At 68.4% G+C, this 17,275-nt stretch carries 17 protein-coding genes; 4 read left to right on the top strand and 13 right to left on the bottom strand.

Annotated features, from left to right (window positions below; genetic code table 11):
* Positions 1–65: 65 nt before the first annotated feature.
* From IPG50_15780 to IPG50_15765, 4 genes are all read right to left on the bottom strand, one after another.
* Complete coding sequence (locus IPG50_15780; protein ID MBK6693646.1) at positions 66–1,160, bottom strand: 6-phosphofructokinase; 1,095 nt, start codon at positions 1,158–1,160, stop codon at positions 66–68.
* Positions 1,161–1,252: 92 nt separating this feature from the next.
* On the bottom strand, positions 1,253–3,172 hold the full coding sequence (locus IPG50_15775) for a DUF1565 domain-containing protein (protein MBK6693645.1): 1,920 nt from the start codon (positions 3,170–3,172) through the stop codon (positions 1,253–1,255).
* A 162-nt stretch (positions 3,173–3,334) separates the two neighbouring features.
* Positions 3,335–4,168: a hypothetical protein gene (locus tag IPG50_15770; GenBank protein MBK6693644.1), complete on the bottom strand. Its 834-nt coding sequence runs from the start codon at positions 4,166–4,168 to the stop codon at positions 3,335–3,337.
* A 258-nt stretch (positions 4,169–4,426) separates the two neighbouring features.
* Positions 4,427–5,077 (bottom strand): hypothetical protein, encoded by a 651-nt coding sequence (locus tag IPG50_15765; GenBank protein ID MBK6693643.1) that lies wholly within the window; start codon positions 5,075–5,077, stop codon positions 4,427–4,429.
* A gap of 174 nt (positions 5,078–5,251) precedes the next feature.
* Here IPG50_15765 and IPG50_15760 point away from each other — a divergent pair, with 174 nt between their 5' ends.
* Entirely contained in the window at positions 5,252–7,120 is a 1,869-nt protein-coding gene (locus tag IPG50_15760; GenBank protein ID MBK6693642.1) for an ATP-dependent DNA ligase, read from the top strand.
* Positions 7,121–7,164: 44 nt separating this feature from the next.
* Here IPG50_15760 and IPG50_15755 read toward each other — a convergent pair whose 3' ends face one another.
* The 5 genes from IPG50_15755 to IPG50_15735 all read right to left on the bottom strand — a co-directional run bounded on the left by IPG50_15755 (position 7,165) and on the right by IPG50_15735 (position 9,966).
* Positions 7,165–8,175, bottom strand: coding sequence for a hypothetical protein (locus IPG50_15755; GenBank protein MBK6693641.1), 1,011 nt, complete (start codon positions 8,173–8,175; stop codon positions 7,165–7,167).
* A 144-nt stretch (positions 8,176–8,319) separates the two neighbouring features.
* The gene (locus tag IPG50_15750) at positions 8,320–8,568 is read right to left on the bottom strand and encodes a hypothetical protein (GenBank protein ID MBK6693640.1); all 249 of its coding nucleotides are present in this window, start codon (positions 8,566–8,568) and stop codon (positions 8,320–8,322) included.
* Between the two features lie 98 nt (positions 8,569–8,666).
* The gene (locus IPG50_15745) at positions 8,667–9,326 is read right to left on the bottom strand and encodes a methyltransferase (GenBank protein MBK6693639.1); all 660 of its coding nucleotides are present in this window, start codon (positions 9,324–9,326) and stop codon (positions 8,667–8,669) included.
* Positions 9,323–9,643, bottom strand: a complete 321-nt coding sequence (locus IPG50_15740; GenBank protein MBK6693638.1) for a hypothetical protein — start codon at positions 9,641–9,643, stop codon at positions 9,323–9,325. Before IPG50_15740 ends, IPG50_15745 begins: the two co-directional genes overlap by 4 nt.
* Positions 9,640–9,966 carry an FKBP-type peptidyl-prolyl cis-trans isomerase gene (locus IPG50_15735; GenBank protein MBK6693637.1) on the bottom strand — a complete coding sequence of 109 codons (327 nt, stop codon included), beginning with the start codon at positions 9,964–9,966 and terminating at the stop codon, positions 9,640–9,642. The genes IPG50_15740 and IPG50_15735 overlap by 4 nt, the downstream gene beginning before the upstream one ends.
* A gap of 176 nt (positions 9,967–10,142) precedes the next feature.
* Here IPG50_15735 and IPG50_15730 point away from each other — a divergent pair, with 176 nt between their 5' ends.
* Entirely contained in the window at positions 10,143–12,686 is a 2,544-nt protein-coding gene (locus IPG50_15730) for an FHA domain-containing protein (GenBank protein ID MBK6693636.1), read from the top strand.
* A 42-nt stretch (positions 12,687–12,728) separates the two neighbouring features.
* On the opposite strand, the gene IPG50_15725 is transcribed toward IPG50_15730, so the two are convergent.
* The gene (locus tag IPG50_15725; protein ID MBK6693635.1) at positions 12,729–13,067 is read right to left on the bottom strand and encodes a hypothetical protein; all 339 of its coding nucleotides are present in this window, start codon (positions 13,065–13,067) and stop codon (positions 12,729–12,731) included.
* Between the two features lie 288 nt (positions 13,068–13,355).
* Here IPG50_15725 and IPG50_15720 point away from each other — a divergent pair, with 288 nt between their 5' ends.
* Positions 13,356–14,744: a hypothetical protein gene (locus IPG50_15720; GenBank protein MBK6693634.1), complete on the top strand. Its 1,389-nt coding sequence runs from the start codon at positions 13,356–13,358 to the stop codon at positions 14,742–14,744.
* 24 nt (positions 14,745–14,768) lie between these two features.
* On the opposite strand, the gene IPG50_15715 is transcribed toward IPG50_15720, so the two are convergent.
* Positions 14,769–15,179 carry a hypothetical protein gene (locus IPG50_15715; GenBank protein MBK6693633.1) on the bottom strand — a complete coding sequence of 137 codons (411 nt, stop codon included), beginning with the start codon at positions 15,177–15,179 and terminating at the stop codon, positions 14,769–14,771.
* A 261-nt stretch (positions 15,180–15,440) separates the two neighbouring features.
* Between IPG50_15715 and IPG50_15710 the strand changes: the two genes are divergently transcribed.
* Positions 15,441–15,959, top strand: a complete 519-nt coding sequence (locus IPG50_15710; protein ID MBK6693632.1) for a bifunctional (p)ppGpp synthetase/guanosine-3',5'-bis(diphosphate) 3'-pyrophosphohydrolase — start codon at positions 15,441–15,443, stop codon at positions 15,957–15,959.
* Between the two features lie 33 nt (positions 15,960–15,992).
* Here the strand turns inward: IPG50_15710 and IPG50_15705 are convergent, their stop codons facing one another.
* Positions 15,993–16,265 (bottom strand): hypothetical protein, encoded by a 273-nt coding sequence (locus IPG50_15705; GenBank protein ID MBK6693631.1) that lies wholly within the window; start codon positions 16,263–16,265, stop codon positions 15,993–15,995.
* Positions 16,266–16,345: 80 nt separating this feature from the next.
* Positions 16,346–17,206, bottom strand: coding sequence for an extensin family protein (locus IPG50_15700; GenBank protein ID MBK6693630.1), 861 nt, complete (start codon positions 17,204–17,206; stop codon positions 16,346–16,348).
* Between the last annotated feature and the right edge of the window lie 69 nt (positions 17,207–17,275).

The raw sequence follows: 17,275 nt of genomic DNA, 5'->3' as shown, positions 1-17,275 counted from the left end.
GGAGTGTCGAGGCGGGGCTCCTCCCCCCACGCGGTTCGATTCGGCGCGCCCCCGCGCTGGCCTAGCTACCGATTCAAGATCGACTCCACCTCTTGGTAGATCTTCTTCCGCCACGCCGCGAGGGCCGACTCGCCGCGCATCATCCGCTCCGTCTCGCGGAGCACCTCCTCGAGCGGCGAGAGGACCACGTACGGATCAAAGGCCGTTGGAGTGCCCGGTACGCCAGGCCCGAGCCAGCCGGCCATGAAGTCCGTTTGGCCTGCCGCCAGACCTCGGATCGCCGCGTTCGCGAGCCTTGCACCGAGCAAGCGGTCGAAGGCCGTCGGCGTTCCGCCTCGCACCACGTGACCGAGCACGGTGACGCGCGTGTCGACATCCTTGAGCTCGCCTTTGATGCGCGCGTCGACACGCTCTTTGAGTCGTGCGATGTCGAGATCAACGTTCTCTGCTTTGAGGACCAAGACGCGCCTCTTGTGAGCGTTGCCGACGTAAGCCCGCCGCATTGTCCGGACGACGTGCTCGACGATGCCGTCTTCGTCCTTGCCCATCTCCCGCACAATGACGGCGTCGGCGCCCGCCGCCACGCCCGCCGTCATGGCGAGGTAGCCCGAGTCGCGGCCCATCACCTCCACAAGGAACGTTCGGCGATGAGCCGCCGCCGTGTCGAGAATGCGGTCGCAGGCCTCGACGATGGTGTTCATCGCCGTATCGACGCCGATCGACATCGACGAGTAGGCGAGGTCGTTGTCGATGGATGCGGGCACGCCGGCGACGACCAACGGCCGCCCGCTCGCGGTGTTCGCGCCCACGAGGGACCGCGCGCCCGTGAGCGAGCCGTTGCCGCCAATGATCACGAGACCCGCGAGGCGCTGGTTTTCGATGACGACGCGTGCGCGCGCTTGCCCTTCCGGCGTCGGGAAGGTCTTGCTGCGCGCGGTGCCGAGCATCGTGCCGCCGCGTCGCGAGGCGTCGTCGAGGGCGCGGAGGTCGAGCGGAACGACGGCCCCGGAGAGGAGCCCTTCGTAGCCTTCCTCGATGCCCACCGGCTCGAAGCCAAGCTCAAGGGCCACGCGGGCCGCCCCGCGCAACGCGGCGTTCATGCCCGGCGCATCGCCGCCACTGGTCACTAGGCCGATGCGATCCCCTTGAGCGAGCGTCATTCGCACAGTCTGAACGCGCCCCGGGCGCCCGGGAAGGGCGAAGCGCTGCGCCGACCTATGAGAGTCGCGCGAGGGTCGCTCCGCCGCGCCAGCTACTGCACCTCGTCGGCTCCGATGTCGAGGGTCGCACCCTTCGGGCGCGCTTCGCCATCCATGTCTTTGGCGGGTGCTTCCGTCGCCGTGCCCGCGTTCGCGCAGGCCGAGCCGGCGTTGAGGTGCCCGTCGAGAGTGGCGCCGCAGTCTTGGTTCAAGTTGCCCGACGGCGTGGGGTTGGCGATCGACGTGCCCGACGCTTGAAGCTGCGCGAGTGTGAGGTCGGCCCCGCTGCCCGCGCTTCCGTCGTCGGAGTGGTACACGACGTCCGTGCCCGCGACGCTCGCCAGCGCGAAGAAGACGGCGTTGTGATCGAACGCCTGCGGGTGGCACGTCTTGCCCAGCACGTGCGCCTCGAAGACGCCGTACCGGCTCTCGTTGCGCCCTCCCATCAGGATGTTGTTGCGGATCTTCCCTACGACGGCGTTGGTGCCGCCGGCGATGCGCAGCGCGATGGCAGCGCTCGCCGAGTTTGGGGTCGCGACGCTCGTGCCGCCGCCGTCGAGGTAGTTGCCGTTGACGACGATGTCGGTCGACGCGGCGGCCTCGGCGTTGGTGATGAGGAGAGCCGAGGTCCCGAGGGCGTTGACGCCGAAGACCACGTTGTTCGTGATGACGAGCTGCGTGCCGCCGGTCTCGATGCCGCCACCGCAGAAGGCGAGGGCGCCCTGCGCGCAGCTGCCACGCGTCGCGTCGGCGTTGATGCGGTTCTTGTCGATGGTGGCGGGGCTCTGGGCCCTTATCCCGAAGGTTCGCGCCGTACCGGTCACGCTTCCCGCGACGATGTCGTTGTCGACGATCGCCGTGTTCGCTCCGCTCCCGCTCAGCACCACGCCCGCCGAGTAGCCGGCTGTGGTGACGATTCCTCCGCGGACCTGGTTTTTCGCGATGCGCGCGATGGCCGGGTTCGTCGCGCCGGGGCGAACGAGGAGCACTCCGAACGAGCTGCCCGTCGTGACGAGTGCACCCTGAATGACGTTTCTCTGGATCACCACGCCGGTCGCCTGATCGTTCGACGGGGCGATGACGACGATGCCGCTGGTGCGGTTGGCGGCCCCTGCGGGGACGCTGCCGCCGGTGATCGAGTTGCCGCGAATCGTCGGTGTGCCGCCGGCGCAGGTGATCCCGCGCGACTCGGCGGTGCCGCCTCCGCCCTGGTCTTCTCCGCGGACGTCAAAACCATCGAGCGCCGTCGCGCTCGTGATGGTCTGGTTCGCGACGATGCCCTCGGGGCGCTGGCTCTGAATCGTCGTCAAGTTCACTTTCGTGTCGCGGGTCCACGGACAGCTCGCGAGCGCGCAGGCGTAGCCACCGTGGAGGCTGATGCCCTCACTTAGGTCGACGCTCTCGTTGTAAGTGCCCGCGGCCACGAACACCGTCTGCGCGCCACCGATCGCCTTCGCTTGGGCGATGCCCTTGGCGATGGTCTTGACCGGCTGCGCCTGCGTCCCCGGATTGGCGTCGTTGCCCTTGGCGATGGACACGTAGGTGCCGAGGCCGCCGCAGCCCTCGTCTGCTTGCGCGTTGCAGTTGTTGTCCTTCGCGTCGCCGCAAATCTCGCCGTTTCCGGGGAAGTTCGTCGCGTCGGCGTCGTTGCAATCGCCCCCGCACGTCGTCACGCCATCGCCGTCGGCGTCGGGACAGAGCGCGTCGGGCGCCCCGTCGCCGCTGCCGCCATCGCCGCCGCCGCTGTCGATGGCGCTCGAGTCGGCGCTCCCGCTCCCGTCGACGCTGCTGCCACCTTCTGCGAGCCCACCGTCCGTGAGCCCCGCGTCGGTCCCTTCGGCGGGAGGGTCGCCGCCCGTGATGTCGGCGGCGTTGGTGCCGCCGCAAGCGCCGCCGACTCCCGCCGACGCGACAAGAATGACGACCGACGAACGGCTACGCGCCGAGCCAAGGAGTCCAAGCAAGCGTCTCATCGAAACCTCACGGTGGAAGGAGCGTTGCGGCGTCGGGTGGCCACCATCGTGTGCACTTCGCGTGCCGCAATTTGCGGGGCTTGGCGCCGAATGCAATCGCCACGTTGGTGCGCGTGCCTACCCATGCACACCGCACGAATTGCAGACCGCTCGCACCGACTGTCACGAGGCGTCGCTGATGGCGCCGGCCTTGGCCACCACGAACTTGAAGCTCTTTTCGCCGCTCGCGAGCGTCACCTGGATGCGCGCGTCGTCGAGCCGTTGGAACGACAAGGACAGGCTCTTCTTGTTGGGCGTCGCGAGCGTGTACGTGCCCGCCTGCGGCACCGGATCGGCCCACCGCATTTCAACGCCGCTGATGCCGAGGTCCCACCGCCCGCGCGGACCTTCCCAATAGCGGCTCCCGTCGACCTTGAGGCCTTCGGCGACGCCGCCGCCGAGCGGACGCTGCGTTCGATCGCCGCCGCCTTGGCCGTGCGCACCGTCGGCGATGCGCGTCCAGTCGAGCTGGTGCTCGACGCGTCGCGAGACGTCCGTCTTGCTCCAGGTGACGTTCGCGCTGCCGCTCACCTTCACCACTCCGTTGGTGAAGTCGGTCCAGTTGTGGGTCACGTTGACCGCGCCGTCGTCGTTGCGCTTGATCTCAACGGTGTGCGTGCCCGCGAACTTGTGACCGCGATACGTGCAGTCTCCAGGTTTGGCGCCGTATTTGACGGTGAGCTTGGCGTCCACGAGCGTGACCTCGGCGCACGGCAGTTGCGTGCCGATGAAGGTGCGAAGCTCATTGGCCGCGTCCTTTACGGCGCCCCCGATGGTGAAGCTCGTCGACAACTCGATGGACGACGTCGTGAGATCACTCGCCTGCGACGATGCGCTCGCCTGCTCGAGCGCTTCTTTCGCCTCGCCGTAGGTCACGGGGTCTTCCTTGTCCTTGGGGCAACCCGCGAGCACAAGAACACACATCACGCCCATTGCCGTCGTCGTCACCGTGCGCATTGGCCTTCTCCCTTGGATGGTCCGCTTGTCGCGTCCCGAGTCTGCCGCTGCACAGTCTCGGCCAACGCGGCGGTGCGGGCGACTTTCTCGCCGCTGCGCGTCTCGCCGCAGGATTTCGCCGGCTTCGGCGAGGGGTGTCACGGGCCGGCCATCCGCGCGCCGTAGCCGCGGTTCACGGTGGACCGAGGCGGGTCCACCTCGGTGGACAGCGAGCCGTGCGGCTGCGACGCCGCGATCCCGAGGGCGGTCGACGTCGGTCTACGTGCCGGTCGCCGCGACGGGAGCGCGCGCCGGCACAACCGTACGCACATGAAGGGCGATGCGTTCGAGGGCCGTCAAGAGGCCCTCCGGGAGGAAGCGCTCATGGAACGACGTCGCGTCGGGACGGATCAGGGGCCGCCGCGCGGCAAGAGGATGCACGTGCACCACACGCACAAGGCCCCGTCGCAGATCGGGCACGATGTGAACGTCGTCGTCCTTGGGCAGGTGCTTCATGAGCGCGGAGCGCAGTCCGACGTCCGCCTGGAGTTGCCGCGCGAGGCGACCGCCAACAAACGACAAGCGCGTGCGTGAGCGCACGAACAGTCCCTTGAACGACTGGCCGAGCTTGGTGTCGTAGGTCGACTCCGTCGTCGCGTCCTTGTCGACGCGGACGACGTAGTGATGGGCCAAGGAGACGGTCCGCGGGCCTACACGAGCCGCGTAGAGGCTCACCAAGTGGATGGGCGAGTGCGAGAGCACGACGAGGTGCCGCTCACGCCAAGACGACGCGGGCGCGTCGTCTTCGTACGTCTTCTCCGGAACCCGAACGGTCGTGGCGTTGCGGCCGAGGGCGCGCAAATAGGCGGAGAGCGGCTCGGCTCCGGCCACGTCGTTGACCCACTGGGGAATTCCGGTCGCAAGGTCCATGGCTTCGGGCATTGGGGGCTCGTGTCCCCCGTCTGGAGTCTACGCAGGGTGTGTCGGCCTCCTTCCTTGGAATCTCGCGCTGTTAACGGCCGGGAAATAGGCCTTCCCCGCTGGTGTTCTCGGTTGCTCGTGACGCCCCGCCCGGCGCCCCGCGCGAGGTAGTAGGCTGCCCCTGTGCGCTCCCTGACACGGGCCCTCGATACGGCTTCGGCGACGCGATCGCGCATCGACAAGGTCGCCGCCATCGCCACAGCGCTCGCCGAGGCCGCCGCCCGCGGCGAGGGAGATCTCGCGGTCTGCGCACGTATCCTCGCAGGTCGCCTCACCGCTCCATCGGACGGCAGTCCGCTCGGCGTGGGAGGCTCGATCGTCGTCGAAGCCGCGAGCCTCGTCCGCGGAGTCCCCGAGGCCTGGATCGCGGCGCGTGCCCGTCAGCTCGGCGATCTCGGCGACGCCGTCGCGGAGCTCGTGGGCGCCGAGACGCACGAAGCCCGGCGCCGCACCGCGCACCACGTCGACGTGCCCGACGCGCGTCAGCTCCGCCTAAGCGGTGAGCCCGACCAATGGACCCTTCCGCCGGAGGCCGAGCGGCATCGCGGCTTGCCGCTGCGCGACGTCGCGGAGATCGCCGAGGCCTTGGCCCGCGCGCCAGCCCGCGAATCGAAGACCGATCTCGTCGCCGTGGCCATTGCCCGAACGACGGCGCGCGAGAGCCGGTACTTCGTCAAGGCCCTCCTCGGTGAGCTGCGCGTGGGCGTCCGCGGCGGTGTCCTCGAAGAGGCCATCGCGAAAGCCTTCGATGCCTCCCTCGACGAAGTCCGCGCTGCGTCGACCGTTGAGACCGATCCTGGCGCGTTGGCCATTCTGGCCGCTCGCGGCACCCTCGCTGCAGCGCGCGCGCGCGTCTTCAGCCCCATTGCGTTCATGTTGGCCTCGCCGGAGGAGGACGTTGCCGCGCCCGTCGACGTGGCGTTGACCGTCGTGGAAGACAAGCTCGATGGCGTGCGTGCGCAGCTTCATGCGGAAGGCGGCGTGGTTCGCCTCTTCGCCCGCGGGCAAGGAGATGTAGCCCATTCGTTCCCGGAGATCGTGGCCGCGTTTCGCGGCGCGGCCGGTCCGATGGTCCTCGACGGTGAGGTGCTCGCGATCTCTGGCGACCAGCGGCCGCGGCCCTTTCAGGCGCTTCAGCCGCGGCTCGGTCGCACGGCCCCGGAAGCGTCCCTCGTGCTCGAGGTTCCCGTGCGCTACTTCGCCTTCGACATCTTGATGGATGGCGAGAGCCTCCTCGCCGAGCCGTGGCAAGCGCGCCGCGAGCGACTCGAAGCACGCCTTCGCGACGTCGCGTCGGTGGCGGCGAGCGTGCTCCCCTTCACCAAACTGTCTTCGGATCGGCCCTTCGAGGAAGCGCTATCCGAAGCGTACGATGCGGCGCGCGCCCGCGGTCATGAGGGTGTGGTCATCAAGCGCGTCGATGCGCCCTACGAAGCGGGGCGGCGCGGGGCCGCTTGGCGCAAGGTCAAACGCGCCTTCGCGACGCTCGATGTCGTGGTCACGGCGGCCGAACGAGGCCACGGTCGGCGCGCCGCTGTGCTCTCCGACTACACCTTCGGCGTTTGGCGCGACGGCGAGCTTGTCGATGTCGGAAAGGCCTACAGCGGGTTGACCGACGCGGAGATCGTGTCGCTCACGGAGCGCATCGAGGCGCTCACGGTTGAGCGCCGCGGAGCCCTTCACAAGGTGAAGCCTTCCATCGTCCTTGAGGTTGCCTTCGACGGCGTGCAGCGTTCGAAGCGTCATCCGAGCGGCTTCGCCCTGCGCTTCCCGCGCATCGCCCGCATTCGCGATGACAAGCGACCGGAAGACGCCAACGACATTCACGTCGTCGAAGGGCTCTTCGCCGCCCAGGTGGCGAGCGGTCATCGCGAGGAGGAGCCCGAGGTCGACGAAGGCAAGTCGCCGCCGCGTCGGCCACGCCGAAGGCGCCATGGCGGTGACTCGCAAATGGGACTCTTCGCTGCGAGAGCCACCGGCGACGACGATTGACGAGGCGCGCTCGCACGCGCGAGCTTCCGTGCGGTCGCTCCGCTCTACAGCTCCGACGCGGCGACGGCCGACGCGCGCCGTCGGATCGTCGGCGGGTCGGTGAGGCGCAACGTCGGCGCGTCGCCTCGCGCTAGCGAGCGCACCGTCGCCGGTTCGTGCTTCGCTGGCGGGATGACCTTGTTGAGCAGTCGTCGTACGAGTGTGCGCAAGACCGCTGCTTCGTCCGGATGGGTCAGCTCAAGCGTCTTCGCGTCTTCGAGCACCATCGACGTGTCACCGCCGGGCCGTGCCTCCCGTACGGCGCGAAACACGATGGGGGAAAGGGGCCACTCGCGCAGCGCCACCGACGCGCCCAGAAACGCGGCCGACGCCTCTTCGCGCGAGAGCACCGCGAGGCGGCGAAGCACGCTTGTGGGCTCGGCGCCGCGGAGGAGCGCCGCCAAGAGAGCGCGCGCCGAGCCGCTCTTTTCGACGGCGGCGGCCCGGCGGATGCTTTCCGCGGTCGTTACGGGAGCCGCGACTCGCCTCAAGGTCTCGCGCAACGTCCGCGGATCGCCGCCGTCGCCGACGCCGCGGGCCATGGCCGCGAGGCCCTCGCCGAGCCGAGCGTTTGCGAAGAGCTCGCGCGCGTGTTCAAACCAATCCGCCGGCCCCCACAAGCGTCCGCCCTTCAAGCAGGCGCGGAGCGTGTCGTTTTCACGGGGCGTGAGGCCGAAGTCGCGCGAACAGAGCACGTTGCCGGACTCGTCGCGGAGGCGAAAAATTCCCGAGACCAAGCCGCACGAGAAGGAGCCCTCCTCCCACGCGGCCTTCGGCACATCGTAGACGTCCTCGTGAACGCGGCGTCGGTACGGGCCGTGGGGAAGGCCGTCGATGTAGTTGAGCTCGGCAACGCAGAGGCCCCGATAGAGCGTGACGACCTGCCCGTGAAGGATGTCGTCTCGAAAGTGCGCCGTGCCGATCAGCTCGCCGGAGGCGTTGAGGAAGCGGAACCAACCCTGCCTCATTCCGTACTCGTCGCGGTGACCCTCGACCGTCGCACCTTCAAACTCCATGGCGGGCAGACTCCATGGCGAGGGTCACTGCAACGGCCATTCCCGGCGTGCGGGCCCCAATTGTCCCGCGATTCTCCGGCTACGCTCCGCGCGATCGCAGGCCACCGGTTGCCGCGTTGCCTTCCATGACGACGCGGCGCCGCCTCAGCCGAGGAGCCAAACCGATTGCGACGGGGGCTTCGGCTTCGGGTTGGGCGTGGGCTGCTGCTCCTTTTTCTCCTCGCCGCATGCGACGACGCTGGTTGCCGCCGGCGGCTTCGGCTTGGGTTTGGGCTGTTCGCCCTTCTTTTCCTCGCCGCAGGCGACGCGATCCGTCGTCGTCGCCGCGCCAAACCCCACGGCGGAGCCGGCCACGCCGAGCGAAAGTGCAACCATCAGAGCGTGCTTGAGCATCGGAAGCCTCCTCGAAAGTCCACCATCCTTGGGGACGGAGACGTCGCCCGTCAATGCATGGCCGTTCCCGTATGTCAGGAAAGGTGCGTCTGGGGCAATCAGGCCGAGAGGCGCATGACACGGCTCACGACGCTCTCTTTTCCTTCGAGCTCCAGCGAGTCCGGTACCTCGACGGCACGGAGCAACGTTGCGGCCAAAGGCGACGCCACGCGACCCGGACAGCCGACCACGACGAGCGCTCCGCGGCGCGCCGCCTCTGTGAGGTCGGCCAGGAGCTTCGGGCTCTCGTGCCGGTCGTAGAAGACGTCGCCCGCCAGGATGACGTCGGCGTCCACGTCTCGCGCGTGCGTGGCGAGCCGCGTCTCGACGGATTCGTCGTTTGCCTCCGCGTTCAGGGTCGTGGCCACGAGCGCCATGGGATCGCGGTCGAGGGCAATCACGCGGGCCGCCCCTGCGCGCTTCGCCGCGATGGCGACGAGGCCGCTGCCGGTGCCCACGTCGACGACGGTGCGCCCTTCCACCATCGCCGGCGTATCGAGGACGTACCGCGCGAGCGCTTGGCCGCCCGCCCACGCGAAGGCCCAATACGGCGGCTCGATGCCGCGGTCGTGGAGCCACGCTTCCGTTGCCTTCCACAAGGGCGTGGCCTCGCTCGCCAGGTGCAAGATGAGCTCGGGGACCAGCGGCGCTCTTGCCTTCGCCGTGTGCGCGAGGATGAACGCGCGAGCGTCGTCGCCGCCGCCCGCGCCCTCCGTCATTCCGTCGCCGCGTCGCGAGCGTCAGCAGCCGTGGCGGCATCGAGACCCGCCGCGAGTCGCTCGCAGCAGCTTCCGCCTGAATTGCCGCAGTCGTACCCGATGGCTTCGATGAAGCCGCCGAGGCACCCCTTCACCTGGCATTGGTAGCCGGCGAGATCGACGCAGCTCGGCAGCTTCGCGCTCCCTTCCTTCGCGCCGTCGCTCGACGTGGCGCCTGCGTCAGACCCTCCGCCGGTCTCGCTGCTGCTCGAACAAGCCAAAGCGAGCGACAACGAGACTGCCGCGAGCAACGCCACGAAGGCATTCCGAGCGCTCATCCGACGCTGAGCAGCTCGACTTCGAAGACGAGCGTGGAGCCCGGCGGGATGACCGGCGGAAAGCCGCGGTCGCCATAGGCGAGATGCGGCGGAATCGTGAGCTTTCGCAGCTCGCCGATCTTCATGCCCGCGACACCTTGGTCCCAACCTTTGATCACGCGACCACCGCCCAGCGGGAACGAGAAGCCCTTGCCGCGATCGCGGGAGCTATCGAACTTCGAGCCGTCGGTAAGCGTGCCGACGTAGTGCACGGTGACGTTGTCGCCCTGTTTCGCTTCAGCGCCGGAGCCGGGTCGAAGCGTTTCCATTTGAAGGTCGTTCATGGGGCGCCATGGGAGCGGCTCGCTCTTGAGTCGTCAAGGGCTCGGGGACAAGCCCGTGAACGTGAACGTGCCCTTGGACGGCGTCCCCACGCTGCAGCCTGGCCCGCTCAACCCTCGAGATTTCCAAGAGCATTGCTTGACACTCGGGGGCGCTAGGGCTTCGCTACCCGCCAGCCATGAGCGGTTCCTATGTACTGGTCATTCACGCGCCCGGCGCTGCGCCGCAGCCGCGTGAATTTTCGCTCGCCCGCGTCGTCGTAGGTCGAGAGGTGGGCGACATCGTCCTGCCCGATCCTCGTTGCTCGTCGACGCACGGCGAGCTGCTCTTCGACGGGCACACGCTCCGGTTTCGCGATCTCGGAAGCACGAACGGCACGTGGGCCAACGGGCAGCGCGTTCAGGAGCTCGTATGGACGCCGGGGCTCACGCTCCAAATCGGAGGCTTCGGCCTCACGTTCCAGGAACTTCGCGCCGTCGCGCCCGCGAAGGGCGGTACCGTCGCCGGCAACGTCATGATGGGACCGCCGCCGGCGTCGCCCTACGCCCCCACGGCTCTTGCTCAACCGACGGGGCCCGCCGGCGGAAACTACGGTCCTCCGCCAGGTGGCGCCTACGGCCCGGCGCCCGGCGGTGGCTACGGACCGCCGATGGTGGCTTACGCGCAGGCGCCCGGGCCGGCTGGTGGCGCTTACGGGCCGCCTCCCGCTGCGGCGTCGCCTTATGGACACGCGCCGCCGGCGCAACCGCACGCAGCGGCGAAAAAGAAGTCTTCCGGCGCGCTCCTGATCGCGATCCCGGTGTTGCTGTTCGGAGCGTGCGTGGTTGGCGTGGGGGGCTACGCGCTCATGAACGCCGGCGCATCGTCCGACGCGCCGAAGATGGCGCAGGCGCAGGAGACGTCGGTGAAGTTCGTGTGGTTCGCGGGGCAGCCAGGTCCGACGGCCAAGGGCGGCACCGCACCGGCGCGCATTCGAGTGGGGCCCAACAGCTCGGGAACCGTCTCCGTGGGCGTCGCCGAGGAGTTTGCCGGAGGAGGGGGCAACCAATGGCGCACCGCTACGTGGCTCGCGGCCTTCAATGCGACCCGTACCGTTGGCGCGTCCCTCGCCGACTACGAGTTCAACGTCCACGTCGGCGGCCACGTCGACGGTCCCTCGGCGGGCATGCTCACCACGGCGTCGATGCTCGCGCTGATCAAGGGACAAGCGCCGCGCGCCGACACCACGATGACCGGCACCATCAACCCCGACGGCACCGCCGGGCCCGTCGGCGGCATCGTGCAAAAAATGGAGGGCGCGAAGGAGTCGGGCCTCAAGCGATTCGGCTTTCCCATCGGTTGCCGCAACCACAAAGACATGAAGACCGGCGAGACCGTCGACCTCATGGCGGTGGGGCAACGGCTGGGCCTCGAAACGAAAGAGATCGGCGACCTCTACGAAGGGTACGAGTTCCTGACCGGCGCGGCCTTGCCTCGCACCGAGCCCATCGCCGAAGCCGAGATGGAGCCCGACGCGCAAACGCAGGCGCTCCTGCGCGCCAAGATCACCGGCTGGAAGGCGCGCGTCGACCGCGAGCTCGGCAACCTGAAGGCGGAGGTCAAGCGCACCGGCGGTGCTGTCGCGTTTGCCGCCGACATGGTCAACGAAGCCGACAAGGCCTACGAGATCGCGCAGCGCTACGAGAAGAACGGTTACCTGCAAGCGGCCCTCGAGAACTACGCCGCCACGGCCATCCAGATCGCGCTCGCGACGCGAAAGACGAACCTCGTCTTCCTGTTCGCGAAGGGCAACATCGCGGGCCTGATGGAGGCCGTGAAGACCAGCGAGAACGTGAAACCGGAGGTCGACGCCTACGGTCAGCAGCTCGAGGTCAAGGCGCAGGGCAAGACGCTCGGCGGGCAGATCGCCGGCGTCAATGGCTTCGGCGCTTACGTCATCGCGCGCGCCGCGACGATGCTCGGCGACGACTTCTTGTCGATGGCGCTGACGACGCTTCAAAACATGCAGTCGGGCAAGGAGCGCATCACGCAAGAGAACGTCGGCAAGCTCATGGATCGGCTCATCCCGCCGACGCTCTTCTACGACATCGCGCGCATCTACCTCGACGTCGCCAAGGACACGCAGGACCTCATGATTGACGAGGGCCAAGCGAAGCCCATCGCGCCTGCGGGCGTCGATCGCACCGTGGCCGGCTACGCCTCCGCGTCCACGGCGGTGCTCGCATACTTCGATTCGCTCATCACAGACGAGCTGGCCAAGGCGCCCGGCTTCTCGAAAGACTCGGCCCAGTCGGTCATCGCCATGCGCGAGCCCGAGTACATGCTCGCTCGCAAGGCCAACGCCCTCTCCGAATACAGCGGCAAGTCCGGCGTCACTGAGGGCGTCAAGCTCATGCGCCTCGCTGCCGCGTCGACCGCCTACCTGACGGGCGCCAAGCTCGTGAACAAGTGGTACTCGCTCGACGGGCACTTTGATCAACAGGGCAACGTGCACCTGGAGAATCGTCGGGCGTTGACGGCGCAGCTCGACTTGGCGCGTCGCAACGCTCGCGAGGCAGCCGCGCGCGCCAAAGCCACCGCGGGCTTCGTGCCGTCGGCCGCGCGCCTCGCCTACCAATCAGGCAACGCGCAGCGCGAAGGGTCTGACGACGACAAGCTCAACGCGCTCACGTCGTTCTGGCAAGCGTCGTTCTGGAGCGAACTCGCCGCTGTTGGGAAGTGAAGATCGCGCGCAAAGGGCGCGACGCTTCACGACGTTCGTGATTTAGGCCGCAAGGATTCGACGGACGCCGCGCAACGTGGCCTGGACTTCCGGCGCGACGCGCGTGGGATCCCCGCCGATGGCGCCGACGTAGAGCGTCTGGCCGTGCACCCCGAAGGCCGTCGTGCGAAGCCGTCCGACGGCGCGACGACGGTCCGGCTCCGGCAGCACAGCGGCGACCTCCTCGACGTCGAGCTCGTTGGGCGCCGCCGACGCGACGAGCAGGCCTGCGTCGTCGGAGACCACGATGGCGTCGAAGCGACCGCGTGTTCGGCACGCGTCGAGCAGCCGCGAGAGCGCGTCGGCGGGGACGTTCGAGCGGTGACTGCGGCGTTCTTCCATGGCGGACCTCCGGGCTGTTCGAGCAGCCTGTTCGAGGGCGCGATGGTCTGATGTGCGCTTGCGCGCGGCCAAGTTTCTTGAGCGGTTCTTCTCCTGTTGAAAGAAAACCGCAGGGGGTGGAATCGTCGCGTTTTTCCGGGCCGATTTCGAGCAGTTGCAAGCGATTGACGCGCGCTTGCCTGCCGCATGCGGCAACGCCGCGGTGCCCAGCCCGAGTGGCGTTACGTCATTCCGGGAGCTTGCGGCTGGTACGCCGGCTGCAGTCAGGGTGAATCGAGGAGACGATCCATGTCGCAAGCTCGGCGCTCACAGGTTGCACAGCCCCCCACGCAGCAGGCTCCCGTTGCTCCGGTCAATCAGGGCTACCCGCAACACCCGCAGGGCTACCCTCAGCCATACGCGCAGCAGCCCTATCCGCCGCAGCACGCGTACCCGCAGCAGGCCGGCTACCCGTCGGGTTACCCGTCGAACACCCCAGACGCCTACCCGCAGGCCTACCCGCAGCCGTACCCTCAGCAGGCTTACCCGCAACCCTATCCGCAGCAGGCGTATCCCCAGCAGTCGGGCTATCCGCAGCCCTACCCGCAGCAGGCCTACCCGCAGCAGGGCTATCCGCAGCAGCCGTACCCGCAGCAACCCTATCCCTACGCGCAGCAGCCGCAGCCGTCGTACCCGCCGCAGGCCCAGGCCCAGGCCCAGCAAGGTTACGGTCAACAAGGCTACGGTCAGCCCTACGCACACGACGACCGCGAGAGCGGCGTCCACCCGGCCGACCTCGAAGGCCGCACGGTTGTGCGCCCGTCGTTCGTGGCGCCGCGCGCGCCGGCGCCTCAAGCTACGCCGGCCCTCGCTCCCTCGGCGCCGAGCATCGCGCACAACGATACGGTCATCGCGGTGTCGCCCTTCGCCGATCAGTTCGACGTCGCGCGCCTGCAGCGCAAGTCTGACCCCGTTGCGGATCTCAACGCCACCACGATCGCGTCCCCGGCCGGCTACCCGCACCACCCGCAGCAGGCGCGCCCGGCCGCCCACGCGGTGACCGCGCCCGTTGCCGCGCCCGTCGTTGCGGCTCCTGTCGTTGCCGCTCCCGTCGCGGCCGCGCCCTCGATCGCGGCGCGCGCGCCCTCGCCCTCGCCCAAGCAGACCACGCCGAAACAGTCCACGCCCGCGAAGGCGATGGCACCGAAGGCGGCGCCCGCCGCCGCCGCTCCCGTTGTCGCGATGACGCCCAACCCCATCGAGGCGCCGCGCTTGGGCATCCGCGGCGTCGGCTCCGTCGATCTCGCGAAGATGAACAAGTTCGCGGGTCGCTTTGGAAGCGGCATGGCCATCGTGCTCGGCCTCGCGGCGATCCTCGTGGCGACGGCCTTCGACGTCCTCTTCCTCAAGCTCCCCATCGGCGGCGGTTTCATCGCGCGCCTGTGGTACCTGACGACGGCGGTCTCGTTCGCCGCCTTCGGCTACGGCTCGGCCGTCACGACGCGTGCGTCGAAGGGCCTCGTGTTCGTCACCGCGGTCCTCGTGGCCCTCGGCTACGGCGCGGCCGACATCGGTCTGCAGTCGGTCCTCTCGGGCCTCTCGTTGAAGACCGCGCTCTTCGTCGCGGCTCAAGGCGTCGCCATCGCCGCCATCTGCGGCATCGGCGCGGCCATCAAGGGCTTCCGTCAGCGCGGCTGAGTCAAGGCGCGAGGGCGGTGCACATCAGCCAGCCTTCGCGACCTCGTCGCTCGTGAGCACCGTCGATGAATCACGCTCGAGTCGAGGTACCACTTCGCTCGGGCGTGTTCGCGTCGAAGCGCACAACGCGTAGCCCGACTTCGTGGTGGTGAGCGCGTGCGCGAGGCCCATGCCGCGCAGCGTGGAGATCGCCACGCGCAATCGGATGCGGGCGGCCTTCTGCAAGATGCGCTCACCGGGCCAGCCGGCTTCGATGAGGCTCGCTGCCGAGAGGCCCGCGTCGCCGGCGGCGAGCAACGCGGCGACAAGCCGCGCGAGCGGCCGGCGACGCAACAGGCTCGTCACGACGCCATCGCGCTCGAACCACCCACCGTCGGGCGCAACTTGGACCACGGGCGGTTCGGCGAGGATGGCGACGCTGTGGATGTCGGGCATGTCGGCCATGACAGCAACGCGCGTGCCCTTGCGGCGGCGTGACGAGCCCCGGACAAAGGCTACGAAACCGGGAGCTCCGCGCTGCACGGCCCGCGAAGCCCCGGCATTTGCCCCAGACGCCGATCCCCGATCGGGACGACGCGTCGCGGGCGCGACCGTCCGTCCCGATGGACCGTTCTCGCGGCTTCGTCGTCGCATCAGCAACGCCGAGCGCATCTCGGGCGGGCGGCGTACGCTAGGCTCATGGCCTCGCACGACGACATGTCCCTCGTGGTTCGCGCGCTTGCCTTCGCGGCGGAGAAGCATCGGGATCAGCGGCGCAAGGATCGCGTGGCGTCGCCCTACATCAATCACCCCATCGCGCTGACCAACATCCTGCTCAACGAAGGTGGCGTGGGCGAAGTCGACGTGCTTTGCGCCGCGCTGCTTCACGACACGGTGGAAGACACGGAGACCACGCCCGACGAGCTCGAGCGGCACTTTGGCGCGCGGATTCGGGCCATCGTCCTCGAGGTGTCCGACGACCGAAGTCTTCCCAAGGCCGAGCGCAAGCAGAGGCAGATCGAGCACGCCTCGAGCATCTCGCGCGAAGCGAAGCTCGTGAAGCTCGCCGACAAGATCAGCAACGTGCGCGACCTTGTGCACAGTCCGCCGGCCGACTGGACCGAGGAGCGCAAGCGCGAATACTTCGACTGGACGAAGGCCGTCGTCGACCGACTGCGTGGCGTCCATGGCGGCCTCGAAGCGACCTTCGACGTCGCCTACGCCAGACGCCCGTGATCGGCCGATTCGCGCCTCGGCGGGGCGCTCTCGCTACAGCGCCTCGACGCTCTTCTTGAGCTCCTCGACGAAATGCAAGCGCGGCTTGATGAGCATGGCGCGCATGGGCCTGCCGCGGAGCGAGAGCGTCGCGCCGCTTGGATCGAGACCCGGCGCCGTCATGGGATCGTCCTTGAAGATGACCGAGGAGCCGTCCTGGCTCTTGGCCTCGAAGTAGTCGTTCTTCTTCTCCGTCGTCTGCGCCGCGGCGACGGCCGTGGTGAACGAAAGGAAAAGGACGGTGCCGAGCAGCATCGATGAGCGCATGAGTCCTCCGCGCCAGTCGGCCAGCGCCGACAGGCATTTCGTCTGACTCTCGAGGTCGCGATTCCTTGGTTCGGTGCCCGTCAGTGGCCGCCGCACGCGTCGGCGTGCTCGCCTTCGTCAATGCCCCAGCCGGTGAGGGAGCGAACCTTCGACCCCGCGACGTCGTCGCCCTTGTCGCCGATATCCATGTGCCAGTGGTTTCGATGCGCTTCGTTGTAGTTGGGCGTGAGGATGTTCTTGAAGACGAGGGCCGCCGCCGTGTCACACGCGATCGAGTAGAGCGTCTTGCTCGCGCCTTTCTGCTTCGAGAGTCCCGTGCTGCAGGTGCCCGACGAGGAGCCGATGAGCCAATCGTTGCCATCGTTGATGTCGTAGACGGCGCCGCTCTTGAACTTGAGGTAGCGGACATCGACGGCTCGGCCCCACGAATGGTTCGAATAGCCGTTTTGCCCGCAGTTCGGCTCCGCGTCGCTGGGCGAGCGGCAATCGTTGCTTGGGCTCCAGGCGCAGCAGCAGCGGTAGCAATAGGACCCGAGCGTCCCGACCTGGACGACGTCGTATTTAGCGAGCACCTCGGCGAAGCGATCGAGCGTGAGCACAAAGGAGCAGGCCATGGGATCGGTCGCCAACGTGTCCGTGTCCTCGCGCGTGAAGCGGATGCCGCGGATGGCGCTCGTCACTTTCACCGCGTCGACAATGCCGCGAGCCGTGGTCGTGGTGAATTGAATGCCCCTCGCGGTGAGCGTCTCGAGGCACGTCTTGGGGCCCGAGTCGAAGCCCGCATCGATGAGCGTCGGGGCAGGGGGCGGAGGCGGCGGCGGCAGAGGAGGTGCTGCGGCGTCGACGGTCGGCTCCGCCGCGATGGCAGGCGAGTCCGCTTCGCTGCTGCACGCGGCGAGCGCTAGGAGAACGAGGGAGGTTGCGACGAGCCGGGGCGACATGGCCATACCTTGCCTCCAATGGCCGGCGTCGAAAAGGTCCCAATTGCGTAATAGTAATGTGTATCTCGA

Source organism: Myxococcales bacterium (assembly GCA_016703425.1).
GTDB lineage: Bacteria > Myxococcota_A > Polyangia > Polyangiales > Polyangiaceae > JADJCA01.
The sequence above is the reverse complement of the archived record's forward strand: the minus strand, read 5'-3'. Positions and strand labels throughout refer to the sequence as shown.